This is a genomic window from Microthrixaceae bacterium (assembly GCA_016702505.1).
Taxonomy (GTDB): domain Bacteria; phylum Actinomycetota; class Acidimicrobiia; order Acidimicrobiales; family Iamiaceae; genus Aquihabitans.
Genome location: JADJDU010000001.1, coordinates 105,802 through 127,765, shown reverse-complemented (window position 1 = coordinate 127,765; position 21,964 = coordinate 105,802). Strand labels below are relative to the sequence as shown.

Below are 21,964 nucleotides of genomic sequence, written 5' to 3'. Positions count from 1 at the left end.
GATGTGGCCCCGTAGGCTCGCGATCGTGACCGATGCCTCAGAAACCCCCGGCCTGGACACCTGGAAGGCCTTGGCGGCCAAGGATCTCAAGGGCCGCGACCCCGAGACCCTCACCCGCACCAGGCCAGAGGGCATCGACGTCAAGGCGTTGTACACCGCCGCCGACGTGCAGGACCTCGACACCGACACCTTGCCGGGCCTGGCCCCGTTCACCCGTGGGGTTCGGGCCACCATGTACGCAAACCGACCCTGGACCATCCGCCAGTACGCCGGGTTCTCCACCGCCGAGGAATCCAACGCCTTCTACCGTCGCAACCTGGCCGCTGGCCAGCAGGGCGTGTCGGTGGCCTTCGATCTGGCCACCCACCGGGGCTACGACTCCGATCACCCTCGGGTGGTGGGCGATGTGGGCAAGGCCGGGGTGGCCATCGACTCGGTCGAGGACATGAAGATCCTCTTCGACGGCATCCCGCTGGACCAGATGTCGGTGTCGATGACCATGAACGGCGCCGTTTTGCCGGTGCTGGCGTCCTTCGTCGTCGCCGCCGAAGAACAGGGCGTCACCCAGGACAAGCTGGCCGGGACCATCCAGAACGACATCCTCAAGGAGTTCATGGTCCGCAACACCTACATCTATCCGCCCGAGCCGAGCATGCGGATCGTGGCCGACATCATCGAGTACACGTCGGACCACATGCCCAAGTGGAACTCGATCTCGATCTCGGGCTACCACATGCAAGAAGCGGGGGCCACGGCCGAACAGGAGTTGGCCTTCACCATCGCCGACGGGTTGGAGTACGTGCGCTCGGCGCTGGCCCGAGGCCTCGACGTCGACAAGTTCGCGGGCCGGTTGAGCTTCTTCTTCGCCATCGGCATGGACTTCTTCATGGAGGTCGCCAAGCTGCGAGCCGCTCGCATCCTCTGGCACCGGGTCATGAGCCAGTTCGAACCCAAGGACCCCAAGTCGCTCATGCTGCGCACGCACTGCCAGACGTCGGGGGTATCGCTCACCGCACTCGACCCGTACAACAACGTGATCCGTACCACTATCGAAGCGTTGGCGGCGGTGCTGGGCGGAACTCAGTCGCTGCACACGAACGCCTTCGACGAAGCGCTCGGCCTTCCCACCGACTTCTCGGCCCGCATCGCCCGCAACACCCAGCTCGTGATCCAAGAGGAGACCGGGGTTCCCCACGTCATCGACCCGCTGGGTGGCTCGTACTACGTCGAAGCCCTCACCCAGAACCTGGTCGATTCGGCATGGGCGCTGATCGAAGAGGTGGAGGAACTGGGGGGAATGACCAACGCGGTGGAGTCGGGCATGCCCAAGCTCCGTATCGAAGAGTCCGCTGCCCGTCGCCAGGCCCGCATCGACCGAGGCGAAGAGGTCGTGGTCGGTGTGAACAAGTACAAGCTCGACAACCCTGAAGCCGTCGACGTGCTCGACATCGACAACGCCGCCGTGCTGGCCCAGCAGGTCGCCAAGCTGGAACGAATCCGTGCCGAACGTGATGACGCTGCCGTGACCGCCGCACTGGAAGCCCTCACCGAAGGGGCACGGTCCGACGGCAACCTGCTGGCCCTGTGCATCGACGCCGCCCGAGCCCGAGCCACCGTGGGCGAGATGAGCGACGCCATGGAAGCGGTCTTCGGTCGCCATGCCGCGGAGGTTCGAACGATCCAAGGTTTCTACGGTCACGCCTACGAGGGCGACGAGCGCTTCGCCGCCATCCAGGCCCGCATCGACGCCTTCGCCGAGGCCCAGGGCCGCCGGCCCCGGATGCTGGTGGTGAAGATGGGCCAGGACGGCCACGACCGTGGGGCCAAGGTGATCGCCACCGGGTTCGCCGACCTCGGCTTCGACGTGGACGTGGGAGTGCTGTTCCAGACCCCAGCCGAGGCCGCCGCCGACGCAGTGGACAACGACGTCCACGTGATCGGCGTGTCCAGCCAGGCCGCCGGCCACAAGACCCTGGTCCCGCAGCTCATCGAAGAGTTGGAGGCTCGTGGTGCTGGAGACATCAAGGTGGTCGTGGGTGGGGTGATCCCGCCTCAGGATTTCGACCACCTTCGGGATGCCGGGGTAGCCGCCATCTTCCCGCCCGGTACCAACATCGTCGACGCTGCCACCCAGGTCCTGGATCTTCTCGACTGAAAGGTACGAGCCAACCATGAGCCCGAGTGACGCCAAGCCCACCCCGGTTCCGTTCGAGGCGGCGCGCCTCGGGCCGCTCACTTTGCGGAACCGGGTGATCAAGGCGGCCACCTTCGAAGGGGTCATGCCCCGAGGCCAGGTCACCCCGGAGCTGATCGATTTCCACGTCCGTGTCGCTCGCGGCGGTGCGGCGCTGTCGACGGTGGCGTACTGCGCCGTCTCCAAGGGGGGCAGGGTCAGCCGGGACACCATGGTTATGACCCCCAACATGGTCGGTGACCTCACCCGCCTCACCGCAGCGGTGCAGGCCGAAGGGGCCAAGATCAGCGCCCAGCTCGGTCACGCCGGCCTGGTGGCCCAGGCCCACAACCGACGGAACCCGAGCCTGGCCCCATCCACCCGGTTCAGTGCCCCGGCCACCGGCGTCATCCGAGCGGCCACCCGTGAGGATCTGGACCAGGTGGTGTCCGACTTCACCGCGGCCACCACCGTCGCCATCGAAGCCGGGTTCGACGCGGTGGAGGTTCACATCGGGCACAACTACCTGCTCAGCTCCTTCCTCAGCCCCAATCTCAACCACCGTCGAGATGAGTTCGGCGGAAGCATCGAGAACCGGGCTCGATTCCCGCGCCGCGTTCTCGAGGCAGTCCGAAAGGTCGCCGACGGGCGCATCGCCGTCATCGCCAAGCTCAACATGGCCGACGGCGTGGAGCGCGGGCTCTGGCTCAGCGAGAGCCTCCAGTTCGCCAAGCTCTTCGAATCCGACGGCACGCTCGACGCCATCCAACTGACCGGAGGCAGCTCGCTGCTCAACGGGATGTACTACTTCCGCGGTGACGTCCCGCTGCGTGAATTCGCCGAGGCCCAAGGACCGCTCATCGGCCTAGGCGTTCGAGCCTACGGCCGTCGGATCTTCCCGAAGCTGCCGTTCGAGGAGGCGTTCTTCCTCCCCTTCGCCCGTCAGTTCCGACGTGAGCTGGACATCCCCTTGATCCTCCTGGGCGGGATCAACGAGCTGTCCACCATCAACTCGGCCGTGGCCGACGAGGGTTTCGAGTTCGTCGCCATGGCACGCGCCCTGCTGCGCGAACCCGACCTGGTCAACCGCTTCGAACGCAACCACCAGAGCGCCGGAATCTGCGTGCACTGCAACAAGTGCATGCCCACCATCTACACCGGCACCCGCTGCGTCCTGGTCGACTCGCATCCATCGATCGCACCCGCCCGGTAGCGCTCCAAACACAAACGGGACGCGATCGTCCCCACCGCCAGCGCAGATGTCGCTGGGGAACCATCGCTCTCGGGGTCCCATAGCAAGCGAGCGAATAGGGAGTTTGGTGGGGCCGAACCCGCTGTTGCAGGTCCGGCCCCGTGATGTCGGCGACATCACCGTGTCTGGCCGGTGGGATTTGAACCCACGACCCCCGCGACCCAAACGCGGTGCGCTTCCAAGCTGCGCTACGGCCAGTTCGACCAACGCTACCCGCTGGCACAGCCGGTACTGTTCGCCCCATGACCGCTGACGATCTCGGGGACCGAGCACGACTCATTTCACTCACCGTCGCCGATCAGCCATCAGCTTGGGAGGCCGCCGGCTTCTCCGTGTCTGCACACCCCGGAGCCCGCGGCGCCATCCACCTGGGTGACACCGCCATCGTCCTCACCGGAGGGGGCGAGCGGTCCGACATCGGAGGCATCCAGGGCTGGACCGTGGGCGGACTCGACGCTCCAGCCGGGCCTGGACTGATCGATGGGATCGTCACCGAGTTCGAGGCGTGCATCCCCTCGTCATCTCGATCAGGGTCCGACGAAGCGGTGACACCCCACCCCAACGGCGCCCTCGGCATCGACCACGTGGTGATCATCACCCCCGACCTGGACCGCACCACCGCCGCGTTCGTCGACCGCGGCCTCGGGGTCCGACGAATCCGAGACACCGAGTCATATGGGGCGCCGATGCGCCAAGCCTTCCTTCGCATCGGTCCATCGGTGGTCGAGGTCGTGTCGGGCAACATCGACAACCCTGACCCAGGCAAGGCCCAAGGGCCGGCACAGTGGTTCGGAATGGCTCTCGACGTCGACGACTTGGACTTGGTGTCTGACCTGCTCGGCGACGGCCTGGGTGCCATCAAACCCGCCGTGCAACCTGGGCGGCGCATCGCCACCATCCGCCACAAGACCTACGGAATGACCGTCGCCGTCGCCCTCATGGATTCTCGAGGCTGACGTGCTCGACCACGTTTTCACCGACGCGATCGGAGCGTTGCGAGACACCGTCGAGAGCGCCCTCCTTGAACGTCAGGCCTTCGAGGAACGGTTCCAGGCCGATGTCCTGCTCGGGGACCTCACATGGGAAACGTCCTACGCCCTACCTGGGGAGGGCAGCCCGCCCCGGACCCGGGCCGACATAACCCTCGACTGGCCGACCTGGGCTCAGACCGCGTATCGATCCTGGTACATCGGCGAGACCCTCGATGACCCGCCCCGCATCGAGATCGAGATCGTGTTTCGCGTTCAGCGACTTGCGGCATCCCCGGACCCTCAACGGGTCCTGGCCGTCTTGCCCGAGGAGTCGAGCCCCATCGGCGGTGAGGTCCTCTACCGCTCGGGTCCCACCCTCGAAACCATCTTCGATGGCGACCTGGACGACGCCGAGTACGCGATCGAGGTCTCCTATGAAGGGTCCTACGACCTGGACGAGATCGTGCTGGCCGACGGATCGAAGTTGGACGAGTACTTCAGTTCTATGGGCGGTTGGATCGCGTCAACGCTGGTACGGCTCGGAGACCTGACCTTCGAGTTCCTACCCCCCGACGATGCCCAACCCTGACCCAGCGGCGGCGAATACCTCGACCCCAAAGGCCCCGTCCCCAGGGGCCATCGCCACCGTCGCCCCGTCAGGCGAACGATCGAAGACGGTCTCGGCCCTCACTACGAGGGACCAGGTGGAAAAGGCCCAGCTAGTCGTTTCATCGGGTTGGCCCGCCTGGTCGTTACCCCGGTCCGGTGACGTCGTCGATGGTGGTGGAAGTTCGCCCCCTCACCTGAGCCCGCTTCCAGACCCGGAACCGACGACCCCGCCCCGGTACTGATCCAGTCCTCGGGGACCGTGGTGGAGGTGGAGTCGGGCTCGAAGTCCTCGCACACCTCCGCGGTCTGGAACCCCTCGATGGTGAAGCGGGTGAGCGGGTTGCCGCTAACGACACGGTTAGGACGCAGGTCGGTGGCCCGGTAGCGGATACCAACTGGGCCGCCATCTCGGCGAAACGCCACCAGACGCAACAGGGCTCCCCGCGGCGGATCACGGAACTCGGTTACGGTGCGGAACCCCTCGGGGGCCACCCCGACCAGGAACGAGGTGAGCGGCGTGGCCGGACCCTCCACCTCCCAGTACGGCTGGCTCTCGGGGTCCCACAACACCATTCGGGTGAAAGCGCCCGCAGCGCAGTCTGGTACGCGAGCGACGTGCAACCCTCCGGCGAGGTGGACGCCGAGCGGATCGGCCCAGTTGTCATCGCCCAGCTGGTCGCGACCGACCTCGGGCAGCACCTCCACCGCGCGTCGGGTGAGAGCCACCGTTGCCACGCCGACCACCAAGAGCAGCACAGCCAGCACCATGAACGACGGCGTCCGCCGACCCCACCAGTGGGACGGTTCGGGACCTGCTGCCCTCATGAACCCAGGCCGGTCCTCGGGACCGGTCATGGGCGGGGGGCCACAGCAGAGACCATGCGGACGATGAGCTCCTCCCACGCGGGTCCGGCCGGCAGCGGTGAATCGGTCACCTCGAGCAGCAGAAAACCGAGGCCGACGGCGTGGCAGAACGTCACGATGGCATCGGTGTCCAGCGCCGGGTCGATACCGCCCTCGGCCTTGGCGGCATCGACCACCTCTGCCAACCGGCGACTGCGCTGGGCCATGCCCGTCCGCATGATGGCGTGTACCTCTGGTTCGTGACGGGACGCGGTGAACGACTCCAGCAGCATCCCCTGGAGGGATTCCTCGCCCTCGGCCTGGTCGCGATCCACCAGGTGACTTCCCGCCACCAGGAGGATGTCTTCCATCCGCCCCTGAAACCGGTGGTCGGCGAACAGGGCATCGAACTCATCGCCGGTGGCGTCTTCGAGTGCCGCGGCGAGCAGATCAGCCTTGCCCCGGTATCGAGAGTAGATCGCCCCGGTGGTTACCCCGGCCCGGCGAGCGATCTCGGCCACCCGTGCTCCGCTGTAGCCCCGGGCCGCGAACTCGGCGGCCGCGGCCGCCAACAACCGCTGTCCAAGCGGGTCGTCGCCGGGTACTGGCTCGGCACCGATGCCGGACGGGGGCGGGGTCGTTGGTGCTGACACCCTTGAAGAATACCGACGGCACTCCGGGTGACCGACCGCAGCCGACCAAGGGGCAGCCCGGTTACCCTCGGGTCGATGCGAGTACCCCTGGCCAGTGTGTGCGTGTTCGCGGGATCCAACCCTGGGCACGACCCCGCCTTCGAGGATGCCGCCACCCGCCTCGGGCGGGTCTTGGCCCTCCGTGGCATCGAGGTCGTGACCGGAGGTGGTCGGGTCGGCTTGATGGGAGCAGTGGCAGACGCCGCCATGGACGCCGGCGGCCGTGTGATCGGGGTCATCCCGAAGGACCTGGCCGACCGGGAACTCGCCCACCACGGCCTGTCCGAGCTCCACGTCGTCGAGTCGATGCACGCTCGCAAGCTGGCCATGGCCGACCGGTCGCAGGCCTTCATCGCCCTGCCCGGCGGCTTCGGCACGTTGGAGGAGGTCATGGAGGCCTTCACGTGGACGCAGCTCGGCATCCATGCCAAGCCGGTAGGCGTGTTGGACGTGAACGACTTCTACCGGCCCCTGCTGACGTTCCTCGACGCAGTCGTGACCGCCGGATTCATCCACAGCCGGCATCGGACCCAGTTCCTGTCGGCCACCGATCCCGACGACTTGCTCGACGATCTCCACCGCTGGGAGCCGACCACGATCTCCAAGGCACTGGGACCCGAGGATCGCTGAGGCCGGCCCAATCCCCACACGATGGTGAATCGACTGCCCATGAGCGATGGAGAACCCAATCGGCTCGGGGCTCAGGCAGACATCGACCCGATGAGTTCGGCCACCGCGGTGACAAGCGATTCTGTCGACGCGTCAGCACGTGCTGTTGCCGCAGCCAGGTCGCCGGCGCCCGCCACCGGCTCGACCACCTCGACGTAGCACTTGAGCTTCGGTTCTGTACCGCTGGGACGCACCACCACTCGCCCCGCTTCCAGGTGGAAGGTCAACACGTCGGCCGGCTCCAAACCTCGAGCCAGATCACCATCCCCCAGGTCATCGACGTCGACAACGCGGTGCGGCCCGATGGCCGTCGGGGGCGTGGACCTCAGCTCGGCCATCACCCCGCCGAGACGTTCACGGGCACCGAGGCCACCCAGGCGACACACCCACTGGTCGGTGCGGTGAACGCCGTGGGCCACAGCTAGGTCGTCGAGGACGTCGAGAACCGTTCGCTCCGTCGCCTTCAGGTCGGCGACCATCTCCATCAGTACCAGTGCCGCGGTTATCCCGTCCTTGTCGGGAGCAACTCCCCCCACGCAGTAGCCGAGCGCCTCCTTGTAGCCGAAGCCGAGCACGCGGCCGGGGCCGGGGGCCCTGCTGATCCACTTGAAGCCGGTGAGGGACACGACGTGAGGGATCTCCGCTGCCATCGCCATGTCGGCCAGCATCGAAGACGACACGACGGTGCTGACCAGAACGGCCGGACCCGTTGGTCCGTGCATCCAGCCCTTGGAGATCAGGTGAGAGGCCAGCAGTACCCCGATCTCGTCGCCACGGAGAACCCTCCAAGACGCCTGGTCGCCAGCGTGCCCGCGGCCCGGATCTGGTACCGCGACCCCCAGACGGTCCCCGTCGGGGTCATGGGCCAACAACATGTCGGCACCGCGGGCCGCAGCCAAGGCCAGCCCCAAGTCGAGCGCCCCGGGTTCTTCGGGGTTGGGAAAGGCAACCGAAGGAAAGTCAGGATCTGGGTCGGTCTGTTCGGCCACTTCGGTGACCGCCGCGAACCCGCCGCATTCGACGGCTCGGCGGAACGTCCCCGCCACCACACCGTGCAATGCGGTGTGGACGACGTTCACACCGCGAGAACTACCCGGATCGAGCACGCCGACCGCGGCCCGTAGATAGGCATCGATGACGGATCCGTCGAGGCGCACGATGTCGGGATCATCGGGTCCGGTCCTCGGCACCGCCGAGGCCGACGCCACCGCCGCCATCAGAGCGGAGATGACCGAGTCGGTGGGGGCGACGATCTGTCGGCCGTCGGCGCCATAGAGCTTGTAGCCGTTGTCGGACCGAGGGTTGTGACTGGCCGTCACCATGATCCCAGCTTGAGCTCCCAGGTGGGGCACCGCGAAGGAGACCACCGGCGTGGGCGTCGGGCCGGGCAGGATCATGGCTCGCACACCAGCGGCGGCCAGCACCTCAGCGGTGGTTTCCGCGAAGTCCCGGGAACGGTGCCGGGCATCGAACCCGACCACCACCGCCGGCAAGCCAGCAGACCCGCCACCATTGCTCAGCTTCCCTTCATGGCTCTCGCCCCCGTGGACCCAGTCGGCCACGGCCGAAGCAGCACGGATGACCACGGCCATGTTCATCCGGTTCGGACCAGCTCCCATCGGGCCCCGCAATCCCGCGGTCCCGAAACCGAGCAATCCAGAGAAGCGGTCGGCCAGCTCCGCTCGGTCGTCGCCGTCCAACAGGTCCGAAAGCTCCTGGCGGGTCTCGGGGTCGGGATCATCGGCCAACCAATCCCTCACCGCCTCGTCGAGGTCGCCCACCTCGTCCGAGAGCCAGGTCACGGTGCACCCGTCGGCGATGGATCGATCACCGGGAAGGTGAACCCATATCCCTGGGCCTTCAGCTCGTCGATCAGGCCGGCGAGCACTGCCAGGCTGGTGAAGCGGTTCTCTCCGCCAGCATCGTGGAGCAGGATGATCGCCCCGGGTACGACTTGCTGACGCATGTTGGCCAGAACGCTCTCCACGGTGGCCGACCGCTGCCAGTCCTTGGTGTCGACCTTCCACATCAAGATCCGCTCCCCTTGGGCTCGTGCCGCGGCGATGAGCGGATCGGACATGAATCCCCCGGGCGGACGGAAGAAGGCCGGCGCGGGGAGGCCGGCGGCCTCCATAGCCGAGCGTCCCCCACCGAGCTCGTAGTCCATTCGAGCTTGGTCCCCCTTGGTCATCTCGAGGTCGTGACTCATGCTGTGGTTGCACATCTGATGACCGGCCGCCGCCACCTGAGCGGCGACCGCCGGGGCATTGTTCACCGCTGAGCCGACCATGCAGAACGTGGCCAGCACCCCCCGGCTGCGGAGGATCTCCAAGACGTAGGGAGTCCACTTGGCCGACGGTCCGTCGTCGAAGGTGAGGGCCACCACCTTTTGGGTGGTGGGTGCCGGAGCCCGGGCCGCCACCACTGTCTCGACCGACACCTCCTCGCCGCTGGTAACCCCGACCACGCGACGAACACGACCCGGAGCACCTCGCTCCTCCACCAGGCGAAGCACGTCAGGGCCGGGCGGGGCGGCCACCTCCTCCTCTACGGTCCGAGTCTTCTCGGTCTCGTCTCTGCCGTTGACGACCTTCACGGTCGAGGTATCGGCCATCAGTGCCGATGCCCGGCCTACTGGCCTCCCGTCGAGGGTGATCCGGGCCGGGTCCAGGTCCGGGTCGAGCACCCGACCAGTCCCAGCCGACAACAGTCGGCCGTCCACCGGCTCGACCATGGCCGCCGTCAGGGCGTCGTTCACCGTCGAGCCCGCGGGCAATGTGACCTCGCGGCCGCCCGCGCCTGCCGACGGGGTCACGACTGTCACCACCACGTCGTCGGGCACGGCGTTGACCTTGTAGGCCACCACCAGACCCAACGCCAGGAGCAGTACCGGAAGCACCACGACGAATGCCTTCGACCGGCCACGCGAGTCGGCGGTGACGCCACCCATGTCAGTCCCGGGGCAGCAGCTGGGCCAACGACAGACCGGGGCGAGGCCCGAGGTGCCCGATCACCGCGGCGGCGGCCACCGATCCGAGCCGACCGCACTTGGCCAGCGGAAGCCCTTGGGTATACCCGTACAGGAAGCCCGCGGCGTAGAGATCTCCGGCTCCGGTCGTGTCGACCAGCTCGGTCACCGGCTCGGCCGCAACCGTGATCGCTTCGTCGGCGGTGACGATGACCGAACCGGCCTCGCTCCTCGTGACACACGCGATGTCACAGGCCCCGCGGACGGCGGCCACCGCGGCATCGAAGTCGTCGACCCCGTACAGCCGGGTGATCTCGTCGGCGTTGGCGAAGAGGATGTCGACCCCGCCAGCCACCAGATCGAGGAAGTCGTCTCGGTGACGATCGACGCAGAAGCTGTCCGACAGCGTCAGCGCCACTTGGCGCCCCGCGGCATGGGCCGCAGCGGCCGCGGCCCGGAACGCCTCCTTGGCTTCGGGCTGGTCGAACAGGTACCCCTCGAGGAAGGTCACATGGGCGTCTGTGACCAGGTCCAGCTCGAGGTCGTCGAGGCTCAACGCCGACGATGCCCCTAGGTAGGTGCTCATTGTCCTTTGAGCGTCGGGTGTCACCACGATCATGCAACGGCCCGTCGGATCGCCAGTTGCAGCCTTGTGGTCCGAGAAGTGCACGCCCAACGCTCGCAGGTCATGCGCGAACGACGACCCCAACTCATCGTCTCGAACCCGACCGATGTAGGCGGCACGCCCACCGAAGCTGGCCACACCCGACAAGGTGTTGGCTGCCGACCCTCCCGACATCTCGGTCTTGTCGCCCATGGCGGAATAGAGGGTCTCGGCGGTGTCGGTGTCGATGAGCATCATCGACCCCTTGACCAGACCGTGGTCGGTGAGGAACTGGTCTGCCTCGCTGCTCAACACGTCCACCAAGGCATTGCCGATACCTACGACGTCGAAGCGGGCTGGGGAGGAAGGCTCGTGTTTGGTCACAGGGACAAAACCCTACGGGACGGGGAGCCAGCGCCGGCCAAGCAGCCGACTTTGCCGCTCGGCTTATCTATTCCGTGCTTCTGGGTCGGCTCGCCTCCCAAATGTGGGCGGCACCACCGGAAGGTCCCGTACTGTGCGGTCATGTCGACGATTCTGACCATCACCCGGCGGAGGCTCGTCGCCTCTGCGCTCTCGGTCGCCCTGGTGACCTCGGTCGTGGCCTGTGGGGCCGACGGGGACAAGAAGGCCACTTCGACCACCGCCGCCGAGTCAACGACCACCACTGGCGACGCCCCGTCTACCTCCTCGGACAAGTCCGACCCGGAAAGCTCGACCACCGAGACCTCGGGAGGATCGAGCACGGCCGAGCCCACCACCACCGCCGGCTCGGGGGGTACGACCTCGGGGTTCGGATCACTGGCCGAAGGCTCCTACACCGGGTTCTTCCGGTCCGTGACCTCGGGGAGCGTGGAGGGCCAGGCTGTCCAGGTGGTGGGCTTCGATGACGTCGACTTGCTCACCGGGCAGGAAGCGATCGATGCCGCCATCGCGGCCGGTGATGCCGAGCCAGGCGCCACCTCGTTGGACACCGACTACTACCTGCGCAACCTCGACGAGACGCCTGTCCTGCTTCCCGTCATCCCCGAGGGCCAGGTTTGGATCCTGGTGGGAGGTAGCCCCGACACCGTGCCCGGCAGCATCGATGAAGCGTTCGCCCAAGGCGGGCTCTACCGGATCGAGGTCGTGGTCGTGCGCGGTGTGAGCCTCATCACCGGCGTCGAAGGCATCTACCTGGCCTAAGGGTCTTAGCGGATAGGTCCGGTCGTCGTCGCTACCAGGTTGACCGGACCGAGGCTTCGCCTCGGTTTAGCCATGCCGTGCTTATGGGTCGGTCCGCCTATCGGCGCACCTCCTAGGGGTCCTACATCTCTTCCAAGCTCCAGTTCGTCCGAACAGGTCATGCCTAGCTGGCCGGGTTGGATGAGGTGAGATGCCCCGACACCGCTGGGTCGAGGCATCTCACCTTGGACTATTCTCAGATTCCGATGCGCTGGGCCAGCAGCTCACGGTGGTAGGTCGGATCGCCGAACAGCAGCTCTGAAGACTTGGCCCGCTTGAAGTAGAGGTGGGCCGGGTGCTCCCAGGTGAAGCCAATTCCACCGTGGATCTGGATGTTCTCGGCCGCGGCGTGGAAATAGGACTCCGAGCAGTACGCCTTGGCCAGCGAGGCTACCGACGGCAGTTCCTCGTTGAGCTCCGACGCGCACCATCCGGCGTAGTAAGCAGCCGATTTGGCCGACTCCACCTCGAGGAGCATGTCGGCGCACTTGTGCTTGATGGCCTGGAACGATCCGATGGGACGACCGAACTGGACGCGATCCTTGGCGTACTGGACCGCCATCTCCAGGCAGAACTGGGCGCCGCCCACCTGCTCTGCAGCCAGCGCTACCGCTGCGAGGTCCAACACCCGAGCCAAGACGGTCCAACCGTCACCGTCGGTCCCGACGAGGCGGGCCGGAGTGGACGAGAACGTGACCTTTGCCTGCTTGCGGGTCTGGTCCATGGTGGCCAGCGGGGTGCGCTCCACGCCGGCGGCCTGCGCGTCGACGGCGAACAGGCTCACGCCCGCCGCGGTGCGAGCCGCCACCAATAGCAACGACGCGGTGTGCCCGTCGAGCACGTACATCTTGGTGCCGTCGATGGTCCAGGAGTCTCCAGACCCGGTGGCTGTGGCGGTGATGCCATCCTCATCCCAGCGGCCGTTCTCCTCGGTGAAGGCCAGGGTGGCGATGGTCTCACCTGAAGCGATGCCCGGGAGGTAGTCGGCCTTGGCCGAGTCGTCACCGGAGTGAAGCAAGGTGTTGGCGGCCAGGACCACCGACGAGAAGAACGGGGCGCACAACAAGGCGCGACCCATCTCCTCGAGCACCACCACCAATTCGATGTAGCCGTATCCCGACCCTCCGAACTCCTCGGGGATCACCAGGCCCTGGAGGCCGAGTTGTTCACCCATCTGCTGCCACACCGCGGGGTCGAAACCGGACTCGGTGTCCATGTGTTCGCGCACCGCGGTCTCAGGCGACTTGGCCTCGAGGAACTGGCGGACGGTCTTGCGGAGCTCTTCCTGCTCTTCGTTGAAAGCGAAGTTCACTGTTGCCTCCGAGGCGGGTCAGCGGTTGGGGTTTCCGGCCCGATGAGCCGCCCCGACAGGTCCCGGGCCTCGATAGTTCGGGCACGGTCTGTCCGCGGAAGCTCACGGGGACAGGTGAACCTTGCCACCGTTCGCGGCGGCGATGCCGCCCTCACGAGGTACACACGCGTACACCAAGCTGACCGCTGGCCTAACCTGCACGGATGACCGAGGCCACCGGTATTCGCCAACTTCGCACCCAGCTCACATCGATGGTCAGACGAGCCGGCGCCGGTGAGCGGATCGTCATCTCCATCGGCGGACGAGCGGTAGCCCAACTCGGGCCCGTCGAAGCCCTGCAGGCTCAAGTCACGCTCGACGACCTTGCCGCCCGAGGCCTTATCGACCTGGCCCGCCGGGGAGACCGTCCCGCCGACCCCGATGTGCGAATCGATGCCTGGACCGGCGGGCGTCTCGATCGTGCCCTCCGGGAGGTGCGGGGCGCATGACCCTGGCACTCGACACCTCAGCACTCTTGGGCCGGTACCTGTCCGGACCCCACCGAAGCGTGGTCATCGAGGCCATGACCTCCGACGGAGACTGGTGCGCGTCAGCCCTGGCCCGGGCCGAAGCGCTTGGCCTGGTCGATCGGGTGTGCGACGTGGCCACCGACAGCGACCGGGTGCGCCGAGCCCTGCGCGACGACTGGGAACGGATCCACTCGGTTCCAGTCGATCAACGGTGCCTCGATCGCGCCGCCGAGCTGTGCCGCGAGCAGCCGCTGCGGACCGTCGACGCCCTCCACCTGGCAGCGGCCGACCGGCTGCCGCGCCCTGTCACATTCGTGACCTTCGATCCCCGCCAGATTCCTGTTGCCATTGCCCTCGGGTTCGACGTTGCCTCCACCTGAGCGGTAATGGCAGCGAAGCGACGACCCGACCTATCCGCTTGGGTCTTCAGTGGAATCGGTCACAGCCGGGGTTGGTGAATTCCCGGCTACCGCACGATGTGAGTAGGGTGAACGCACAGCGCGTCACGCGCTTTCAGCTCGTGGCAGGGGGCCTCTAGGGGACGCTTGCCCGTCTGGTGACGTCCCGGCCATCCCTCCCCCCCCGGCCGGGACGTCGCCGCGTCCCGACCTCTGGTCGATTGGGCAGAATGACGACCATGGGCACACTGATCTGGAGCGACTCCACCGCCGACGTACACAAGGTCGTGGTCGGGCCGATGGACAACAACGTGTACGTGTTGAGGTGCCGTGCCACCGGCGATGCCGTCTTGCTCGACGCCGCCAACGAACACGAACGGCTGCTCGAACTGTGCCGAACCCTCGGCGTTCGGAAGGTGTTGGAAACCCACGGACACTGGGACCACATCCAGGCCGTCCCCGAACTGCGAGACGCCGGCTATTCGGTCCACGTGACGGCACAAGACGCCGCAATGTTGCCGAGCTACGACGAAGTGCTGACCCACGACGAGGTGATCGAGGTCGGGCATCTCCGGCTCCACACCATCCACACTCCAGGCCACACCCCCGGGTCCATGTGCTTCAAGCTCGACGGCGCTCCGATCCTGTTCAGCGGCGACACCCTCTTCCCCGGCGGCCCCGGGAACACGACCTTCGAGGGTGGTGACTTCCCCACCATCATCAGCTCGATCGAGGACCGGCTCTTCTCTCCCCTCGCCGCCGACACGATCGTGCTGCCCGGCCATGGAGACCAGACCACGATCGGGGCCGAGTCACCCAACCTCCAGGAATGGGTGGACCGGGGCTGGTAGCTACCGCCACTGCCGAGCGGTGGAACCACTGGTGATGCAAAGCCTCGATCAACCTACGGCCAAGTCGATGATCCATCCAAGGACCTCGGCGGCAGAATCCGAATCGATGTGAACGCCGTCGTTTTTCCGAACCGGCTGGCACATTCCGGGGCCGTCGGGGCATATCTCTTCGGCCAGGTCGAGAACATCCACCCCCGGCACCGAGCGCGCCGATCGCAACATGGTGGCCCGTACGCAGTCCATGCGAGCCAGGTGGTCCGATGGGTAGACCCACCCCGAGCCTTCCTCACCCCAGACCGGCAACAAGAGCACCACCCGGTCTGATCGCGCTGACAGGAACTCGAGACGTTGCACCACATCGGTGCCATACCAGTCCTGGGCCTCGGCCTGACACGGCCCCACGAACTCACCGTCGAGTTGACGGTCCAGAACTGCACCGGCGCCGATCGCCAGCACCGCCACGTCCACCGGTCGACCATCCAGTACCTGGGGGTACATGGACCTCCACCCAGTGCACGAGTCGGGAAGGGTCACCACCACGCCGGTGCCAGCCCGCCCCACCGGTGCACCCTCGGCTCCGTCACAGCCCTCGTTCGTCCCATCGATCAACGACACCTCGGCCGGGTCGAGCGCCCAGCCACCATCACGTATCAACCAGTTGGGTAGCGAATCGCCGAGCAGCACCACCGTTGGTACATCCGACGGTGAGACCTCATCGCCGTTGGCCAGATCACCAGCATCCGGGGTTCCAGGCCTGACCACCGCCGGGGCCGGCCGCACGACCGGTTCCGGCGTGCCGGCACCGTCGACAACACCGATCACAACCAGTCCCGTCAGCGCCAACGAGACCAGCCCAACCGTGATCACCTTGGCCGGTGAGGCCCCCCGTTCCCACCGAGCATGGCGAATCGGTTGTTCCACGAAACGAAACGAGAGCATCGCCAACCCCACCGACAGGCCGGCCCGGAGCACGAACAACGGCACCGGCCTCAGATCTACACGGGGTGGGCTCGCCACCACGACCACCGGCCAGTGGTACAGGTACAGCCCGTAGCTGATCGCTCCCAGGCCACGCAGCGGCGCCACCGACAGACCCCGGGACAACAAGCCGGGCGCACCAGCAGCCACCACCAAGGCGACCGAGACGATGGCCAAGACGACCAGACCTCCGCCGTACACCCAGCCCGTGGAGAGATCGGTCGTCCGCCACGCCACCAACGTCGTCACCAGTGCCGCGATGCCGACCACGTTCGCGACGATGACGGGAAGCCATGGTGGGTGTCGTTTGGCAACTGGCGAATGGGTTCGGTCGCCACCGAACCTCTCGTCCCACCAGGTCCGGGCCCGACCCATCGGCCAGATCCCCGCAACCGCCACCCCCACCGCGATCTCGGGGACGCGGGTCAGCGTTGAGTAGTAGGTGAAGACCTGGTCCTCGATCGCCGCGGCGGCAAGAGACCCAACCACCGCGACGACCAAACCGCCCACCACCAGTCCCGAACGCAGCCCGAACCGACTCCTGCGCGCCACCAGCCAGGCCGCGAACGGGAACACCAGGTAGAACTGTTCCTCGATGGCCAACGACCACAGGTGGGTGGCTGCAGACGGTGACTCGAAAAGGGCGGCGTAGCTCTCGCCACCGGAGATCTGCACCCAGTTGGCCACGTATCCGAGACCGCCCAGTAGTTCGGATCGGGTGGATGCAGGCAACTCCATGAGACGGCTCAGGGTGGCCACGCCAATGACGGTGATGATCAGGGCCGGCACGAGTCGGCGAACCCGACGAGCCCAAAAACCCGACAGTCCCAAGCCTCCCCGATGCTCCACCTCGGCCAAGACGAGCGACGCGATCAGATGGCCCGACAGGGTGAAGAACAGCGACACCCCGAGAAATCCACCCGGGAGCCAGGACGGTGCGCCGGCATGCAGGACCAGCACCGCCAGCACGGCCAGCCCGCGAATCCCGTCGAGTGCGGGCTGATGGCCCACGTGCCCGCCACTAACCTCTGCGGGATCGACACCTCCAGAAGCCTTGGATGGGCCAGGTGCGATACCAGGGACAGCCACGATCTGATTGTCTCAGACGCAGTTGGTCGTCAATGGTCGGCTGCACCCACCCGAGCCGAGACGGCGACCGTGGTTGCCAGCCGATTGCTACAGCTTGGGTGGAGTCTTGGGGAGAAGCTCGCGGGCCTCGGCCTCGTGGGCCATGGCCTCTTCGGTACGGCCCAGTTCCTTGAGCACCTTGGCCAGGCCGAAGTGGATCGCTCCCGCTAGCTCAGGTTGCTTGGCCTCAGCGGCTGCCACCAAGAGGTTCTCGTAGAGCTGCACTGCTGCCGCCGAGTCGCCCGCGGCATGAACCGAATCGGCGGCGATGGCCTCCATGACGATCGCCTGGGGTTCATCACCACTGGTCCGGGCGTGGTTGGCTGCCAGGCGGGCCGCCTCGGCGGCTTCCTCGGGCCGACCGGTGTCTCGCAACGTCTCGGCCCGAACTCGCATCACTGTGGCGATGACCCGAGCTGGTTCGGGAGCCTCGGCCGCGGTCAACTCGGCGCGGAGGAACTGGGCCTCGGACTCGTCGAAATCGCCGTCGGTGGCATAGAGCTGTGCGGCGGTGAGGCGAGCCTCCAGGTCGGGTCGCCCTACCTTGGGTGACAGGTCGGCCACCTCGAGCCAATGTTCGGCCGCGGTGTCGAGGTCTCCATCGGTGGCGGCTATGTGGGCCATGACACGGTACATCTGGTACTCGACCCGCGGACGTTCGGTCGCCGGAAGGTCTTCCAACCCGTTCTGTACCGACTTCACCAAGTCCCGGGCCTGGTCGAGCTGGTCGGCTTCCACCAGCGACTCGGACTGCTCGAGGCGCAAGACCAGACCCTCGACTCGCGCACCCATCGACAAGTAGATGTCGGCGGCGGCCCCCAGGGCTTCAGCCGCTTCGTCGTGTCGGTCCAGGGTCTTGAGGCTCACCCCGACGGTGCGCATCGCCCAGCCCAGGCCTGGCGATGCCCCTAGCGGTTCGATCGTGGCGATGGCGGCCCGACGGGCCGCCAAGGCTGCCTCTGGTCCTTCGGTCCGTTCCTGGCAGTCGGCCAACACCATTTGAGCTTCGAAGGCCATTCCCGCCGCCTGCGGGATCGGCGCCGTCGCCGACACCACGTGCTCGGCATAGGTCTCAGCCCTGTTGATCACACCCAGGGCGGACAGGAGGGCCGCCATCTTGGCCACCACCTCGATGGCGGGCGGAGTCGGGGGAAGAGCGGTGGCCACGGCCGCAACCTTGTCGACGGCGATGGCGAACTGCTTACGATCACGGACCGCCGGTGCCATCATGGCCAACCGCTCCGCATCCACCACGGCTTGGGCCCAAGCTGGTACATCGTCGGCCGCGGCCACAGCTTCAGCGGCGTCGGCCAGAACCTTCAGCGCGTCGGGAACCCGACCGGCACGGGCGTAGGCCTGAGCGACGTCGAGCCACACCGACACCCGAGAACGGATCGGGATCTGGTCATTGGCGAGGGCCAGGGCCCGCTCTGCGTGAGAGATGGAGTCCTCGGACTGGAACCCCGCAAGATCCAAGGCAACGGCGACATGGGCCCTGGCCACCAGATCGGGGTCGAGGTCGGGCTCGGCCAACAGTTCCAGGAGGTCCAATGCAGGGGGTGCACCTGCTCGGGAACCCCAGATCCCGGCCAGGAGACGCTCTGGGACCGGACGCTTGGCATCCTCCCACCGGCTGCGAGCCGCATCCATGACCGCGGCCCGCTGCCAGTTATCGTGCCCGGCGCGGGCCCAGGCGTCGAAGCCTTCATTGTCCTGTGGCGCGGGGCCAGGCACTGTGGTCGGATCTGTCGGGTTGTCGCTGGACACATCACGACGGTACCGGGCCGATGCGACCACCCCCCACTTAGCCTCGATCCACCGATCGGACTTGGCTTGTGCTCGATTCTGCCTGGCCACTCCGGCAGAGCCGGTTCTCTGGGCGGCCACCGATGGTGGTTCGGCTGTCTGACGATCCGCAACACGAGGGGTGGGCGGGGGTTCGGGGGCAGAGCCCTTTGTGGCGGAGCCCCCGACCTGCGGAGATCGGCTTTGCCGGTCGCAGCAGCGAAGACGTCGGCCGTGAGGCCGGCGACCTAATTCCGCCGGAAGGCTTCGCCTTTCGGCGGATCCAGGCTTAGGACCCGATCCTCACGTCTCGTCGAGGTCTATCGCCACGCTGTTGATGCAGTAGCGCAAGCCCCCCCGGTCCCGCGGACCGTCGGGGAACACATGACCCAGGTGTGATCCGCAACGGGCGCATCGGACCTCGGTGCGGACCATGCCGTGCGAACGGTCTTCGATCAACTCCACCGCCTCGGGGCTGATCGTCTCGGTGAAGCTGGGCCAGCCACAACCGGAGTGGAACTTGGACTCACTGGTGTGGAGCGGGTTGCCGCACGCCATGCACCGGTAGATCCCGGGGTCCTCGGTATCGGTGTAGGCACCGGTGAACGGCCGTTCGGTACCGGCCTGACGCAGAACGGCGAACTGCTCTGGGGTGAGACGTCGACGCCAGGCTTCGTCATCGAGAGCCAGGGGTTTGAGCCCCGGATCTACCTCGGGCACGCCATCGGCTCGAGATCCGACTGCATCGGGCCCGGCCAGCGTGCAGGTCACCCCCGTGCCCTTGAGGCCGCAGTAGCCGTTGGGGACCTTGTGAAGGTACTGCTGGTGGTACTCCTCAGCCGGATAGAAGGCTCCGGCTGGGGCCACCTCGGTGGTGACCGGGCCCCGCCCGGCCGCGGCCAGCGCCCGGTCGAAGTCTGCGACCGCGGCTTCGGCCTCGACTCTTTGAGCCTCGGAGGTGTAGTAGATGGCGGACCGGTACTGGGTGCCCACGTCGTTGCCCTGGCGCATCCCCTGGGTCGGGTCGTGCTCGTCGAAGAAGCGTTGTAGGAGCGCCCGGTAGGACACCATCGAGGGATCGAACACCACCATGACCACCTCGGCGTGACCGGTCAGACCGCTACAGGTCTCCTCGTAGGTGGGGTTCGGGGTGTGGCCGCCGGCGTAGCCCACCGCGGTGGACCAGACGCCGGGCACCGTCCAGAACAGGCGCTCGGCCCCCCAGAAGCACCCCATGGCGAACTGGGCCACTTCGTAACCAGCTGGGAACGGGCCCACGATCGGGTGGCCGTTGACGGCGTGGATGCCCGAGATCTCGAACGCTGGCGTGGCCCGACCCGGAAGCGCCGCGTCGGGGGCCGGAACGGTGGCGTCTTTGTGTCCGAACATGGGTTCTTCTCCGATTCCGTCGTCGGGCGATCACGGTGCCAGCGATCGGGCCACCAACACTCGCCCGTTCACCATGTCACCATCGGTCCCATTCTCCACCCTCTTGCCGCCAATGCCTGATCAAGCGAACGATGGCGGCGGAAGGTCCGGCTGAGGACAACTCGGACGACCTCAACTCGCAACCTTGAATATCCACTATCCGCGTAGTGCTAATACACTGGGGCCCATGGTCGGCGCCCACCTGTTCAACAGATCGATCGTGCCGGTGGCCTCGTGGCGCGGCCGCCGATCCGAGGTGCCAGGGGTCGCGGGTGTGTCGCTGTACGCGAAAGCCCCAGGGCGCCGAACAAGGTCGGAGACCCGATCATGACCGGGTTCGATGCCCACAAGATCCGGGTCGACTTCCCCATCCTGGAGCGCACCAGCCACGGACGCCGGATCGTGTTCCTCGACTCCGCCGCCTCGTCGCAGAAGCCCACCGTCGTCCTCGAGGCGATGGACCGCTACTACGAGACGATCAACGCCAACGTCCACCGCGGCGTTTACGAGATCGCCGAGGCGGCCACCAACGCCATGGAGGCAGCCCGTCGTCGCGTCGGACGCTTCATCGGAGCACCACGACCCGCCACTGAGATCATCTTCACCAAGAACGCCACCGAGTCACTGAACCTGGTGGCCAGGGCTTGGGGCGGAGCCAACCTCGGGCCCGGCGACGCCGTGCTCCTCACCCAACTCGAGCACCACGCCAACATCGTTCCGTGGTTCCAGCTCCAAGCCGAGAAGGGCTTCGAGATCCGCTGGATCCCCCTGAACCACGATGCCACCCTCGACCTGACCGACCTCGTCAGACTTCTCGACGGCGTAAAGGTGGTTGGTCTGACCGCCATGTCCAACGTGACCGGCACGCTCACCCCCGTCGCCGAGATCACCGCCGCTGCCCATCAGGCCGGAGCTCTCGTCGTGCTCGATGCCTGCCAGTACGTGCCTCACCTCGCCACCGATGTCGCCGCGCTCGGTGTCGACTTCGCGGCGTTCTCCGGGCACAAGATGCTCGGCCCCACCGGCATCGGTGTGCTGTGGGGCAGAGAAGAGCTTCTCGATACCATGCCCCCGTTCCTGGGAGGCGGCGGAATGATCCTCGACGTTCGACTCGATGGGTTCAAGGCCGCCGACCTGCCCGCCAAGTTCGAGGCAGGTACCCCGCCGATCGCCGAGGCCGTCGGCCTCCACGCCGCCATCGACTACCTCGACGATCTCGGCATGGACGAAGTGCGCCAACACGAGATCGAGCTCACCACTTACGCCATGGACTCCTTGACCGACCGATTCGGACCCGAGCTCACGATCCACGGCCCGGCGGACCCCCATGCCCGGGGCGGCGTACTCTCCTTGGCCATCGGCGACGTCCACCCCCACGATCTTTCACAGTTCATGGACCAGCACGCCGTGTGCGTACGACCCGGCCACCACTGCGCCAAGCCCCTCATGCGGGTCCTCGGGGTGGGAGCCACCGCTCGAGCTTCCTTCTACGTCTACAACGACACCGACGATGTCGACGCGCTGGCCGAGGCGCTAGCCGAGGCAGCAAGCTTCTTCTCAACCTGAGGGC

Annotated in this window: 19 protein-coding genes and 1 tRNA gene; 10 read left to right on the top strand and 10 right to left on the bottom strand. The window is 66.8% G+C overall.

Annotated elements, in window-relative coordinates; translation table 11 throughout:
• Position 1 precedes the first annotated feature (1 nt).
• Together scpA and IPG97_00585 are read left to right on the top strand one after the other, a co-directional pair.
• Positions 2–2,155 (top strand): methylmalonyl-CoA mutase, encoded by a 2,154-nt coding sequence (gene scpA, locus IPG97_00590; GenBank protein MBK6855090.1) that lies wholly within the window; start codon positions 2–4, stop codon positions 2,153–2,155.
• Between the two features lie 16 nt (positions 2,156–2,171).
• Positions 2,172–3,386, top strand: coding sequence for an NADH:flavin oxidoreductase (locus IPG97_00585; protein MBK6855089.1), 1,215 nt, complete (start codon positions 2,172–2,174; stop codon positions 3,384–3,386).
• A 163-nt stretch (positions 3,387–3,549) separates the two neighbouring features.
• Here IPG97_00585 and IPG97_00580 read toward each other — a convergent pair.
• Positions 3,550–3,623: transfer RNA gene (locus IPG97_00580), tRNA-Pro, on the bottom strand.
• 44 nt (positions 3,624–3,667) lie between these two features.
• Between IPG97_00580 and IPG97_00575 the strand changes: the two genes are divergently transcribed.
• Together IPG97_00575 and IPG97_00570 are read left to right on the top strand one after the other, a co-directional pair.
• Complete coding sequence (locus tag IPG97_00575; GenBank protein MBK6855088.1) at positions 3,668–4,381, top strand: glyoxalase; 714 nt, start codon at positions 3,668–3,670, stop codon at positions 4,379–4,381.
• 1 nt (position 4,382) lies between these two features.
• A complete protein-coding gene (locus IPG97_00570) occupies positions 4,383–4,985 on the top strand; it encodes a hypothetical protein (GenBank protein MBK6855087.1) in 603 nt (200 codons plus the stop codon).
• A gap of 101 nt (positions 4,986–5,086) precedes the next feature.
• Here the strand turns inward: IPG97_00570 and IPG97_00565 are convergent, their stop codons facing one another.
• Positions 5,087–5,830, bottom strand: coding sequence for a hypothetical protein (locus IPG97_00565; protein ID MBK6855086.1), 744 nt, complete (start codon positions 5,828–5,830; stop codon positions 5,087–5,089).
• A 26-nt stretch (positions 5,831–5,856) separates the two neighbouring features.
• Positions 5,857–6,468, bottom strand: a complete 612-nt coding sequence (locus tag IPG97_00560; GenBank protein MBK6855085.1) for a TetR/AcrR family transcriptional regulator — start codon at positions 6,466–6,468, stop codon at positions 5,857–5,859.
• Between the two features lie 108 nt (positions 6,469–6,576).
• Here IPG97_00560 and IPG97_00555 point away from each other — a divergent pair, with 108 nt between their 5' ends.
• Complete coding sequence (locus IPG97_00555) at positions 6,577–7,170, top strand: TIGR00730 family Rossman fold protein (protein ID MBK6855084.1); 594 nt, start codon at positions 6,577–6,579, stop codon at positions 7,168–7,170.
• Between the two features lie 71 nt (positions 7,171–7,241).
• Here the strand turns inward: IPG97_00555 and IPG97_00550 are convergent, their stop codons facing one another.
• Genes IPG97_00550 through IPG97_00540 form a run of 3 tightly spaced genes read right to left on the bottom strand, consistent with a single transcriptional unit; the run spans position 7,242 to position 11,165 of the window.
• A complete protein-coding gene (locus IPG97_00550) occupies positions 7,242–8,990 on the bottom strand; it encodes a phospho-sugar mutase (GenBank protein ID MBK6855083.1) in 1,749 nt (582 codons plus the stop codon).
• Between the two features lie 17 nt (positions 8,991–9,007).
• A complete protein-coding gene (locus IPG97_00545) occupies positions 9,008–10,111 on the bottom strand; it encodes a polysaccharide deacetylase family protein (GenBank protein MBK6855082.1) in 1,104 nt (367 codons plus the stop codon).
• Positions 10,112–10,160: 49 nt separating this feature from the next.
• Entirely contained in the window at positions 10,161–11,165 is a 1,005-nt protein-coding gene (locus tag IPG97_00540) for an adenosine kinase (GenBank protein MBK6855081.1), read from the bottom strand.
• A gap of 141 nt (positions 11,166–11,306) precedes the next feature.
• Between IPG97_00540 and IPG97_00535 the strand changes: the two genes are divergently transcribed.
• Positions 11,307–11,966: a hypothetical protein gene (locus tag IPG97_00535; protein ID MBK6855080.1), complete on the top strand. Its 660-nt coding sequence runs from the start codon at positions 11,307–11,309 to the stop codon at positions 11,964–11,966.
• Positions 11,967–12,201: 235 nt separating this feature from the next.
• On the opposite strand, the gene IPG97_00530 is transcribed toward IPG97_00535, so the two are convergent.
• Positions 12,202–13,317, bottom strand: coding sequence for an acyl-CoA/acyl-ACP dehydrogenase (locus IPG97_00530; GenBank protein MBK6855079.1), 1,116 nt, complete (start codon positions 13,315–13,317; stop codon positions 12,202–12,204).
• Between the two features lie 203 nt (positions 13,318–13,520).
• Between IPG97_00530 and IPG97_00525 the strand changes: the two genes are divergently transcribed.
• From IPG97_00525 to IPG97_00515, 3 genes are all read left to right on the top strand, one after another.
• On the top strand, positions 13,521–13,805 hold the full coding sequence (locus IPG97_00525; GenBank protein ID MBK6855078.1) for a type II toxin-antitoxin system prevent-host-death family antitoxin: 285 nt from the start codon (positions 13,521–13,523) through the stop codon (positions 13,803–13,805).
• A complete protein-coding gene (locus tag IPG97_00520) occupies positions 13,802–14,206 on the top strand; it encodes a type II toxin-antitoxin system VapC family toxin (GenBank protein ID MBK6855077.1) in 405 nt (134 codons plus the stop codon). Before IPG97_00525 ends, IPG97_00520 begins: the two co-directional genes overlap by 4 nt.
• Positions 14,207–14,454: 248 nt before the next feature.
• Positions 14,455–15,075, top strand: a complete 621-nt coding sequence (locus IPG97_00515) for an MBL fold metallo-hydrolase (protein MBK6855076.1) — start codon at positions 14,455–14,457, stop codon at positions 15,073–15,075.
• 48 nt (positions 15,076–15,123) lie between these two features.
• Here the strand turns inward: IPG97_00515 and IPG97_00510 are convergent, their stop codons facing one another.
• The 3 genes from IPG97_00510 to msrA form a co-directional block, all read right to left on the bottom strand.
• Complete coding sequence (locus tag IPG97_00510; protein ID MBK6855075.1) at positions 15,124–17,064, bottom strand: acyltransferase; 1,941 nt, start codon at positions 17,062–17,064, stop codon at positions 15,124–15,126.
• 165 nt (positions 17,065–17,229) lie between these two features.
• Positions 17,230–18,948, bottom strand: a complete 1,719-nt coding sequence (locus tag IPG97_00505; GenBank protein ID MBK6855074.1) for a hypothetical protein — start codon at positions 18,946–18,948, stop codon at positions 17,230–17,232.
• 321 nt (positions 18,949–19,269) lie between these two features.
• Entirely contained in the window at positions 19,270–20,355 is a 1,086-nt protein-coding gene (gene msrA / locus IPG97_00500) for a peptide-methionine (S)-S-oxide reductase MsrA (protein ID MBK6855073.1), read from the bottom strand.
• Positions 20,356–20,721: 366 nt separating this feature from the next.
• Here msrA and sufS point away from each other — a divergent pair, with 366 nt between their 5' ends.
• Entirely contained in the window at positions 20,722–21,960 is a 1,239-nt protein-coding gene (sufS, locus tag IPG97_00495; protein ID MBK6855072.1) for a SufS family cysteine desulfurase, read from the top strand.
• Positions 21,961–21,964 lie beyond the last annotated feature (4 nt).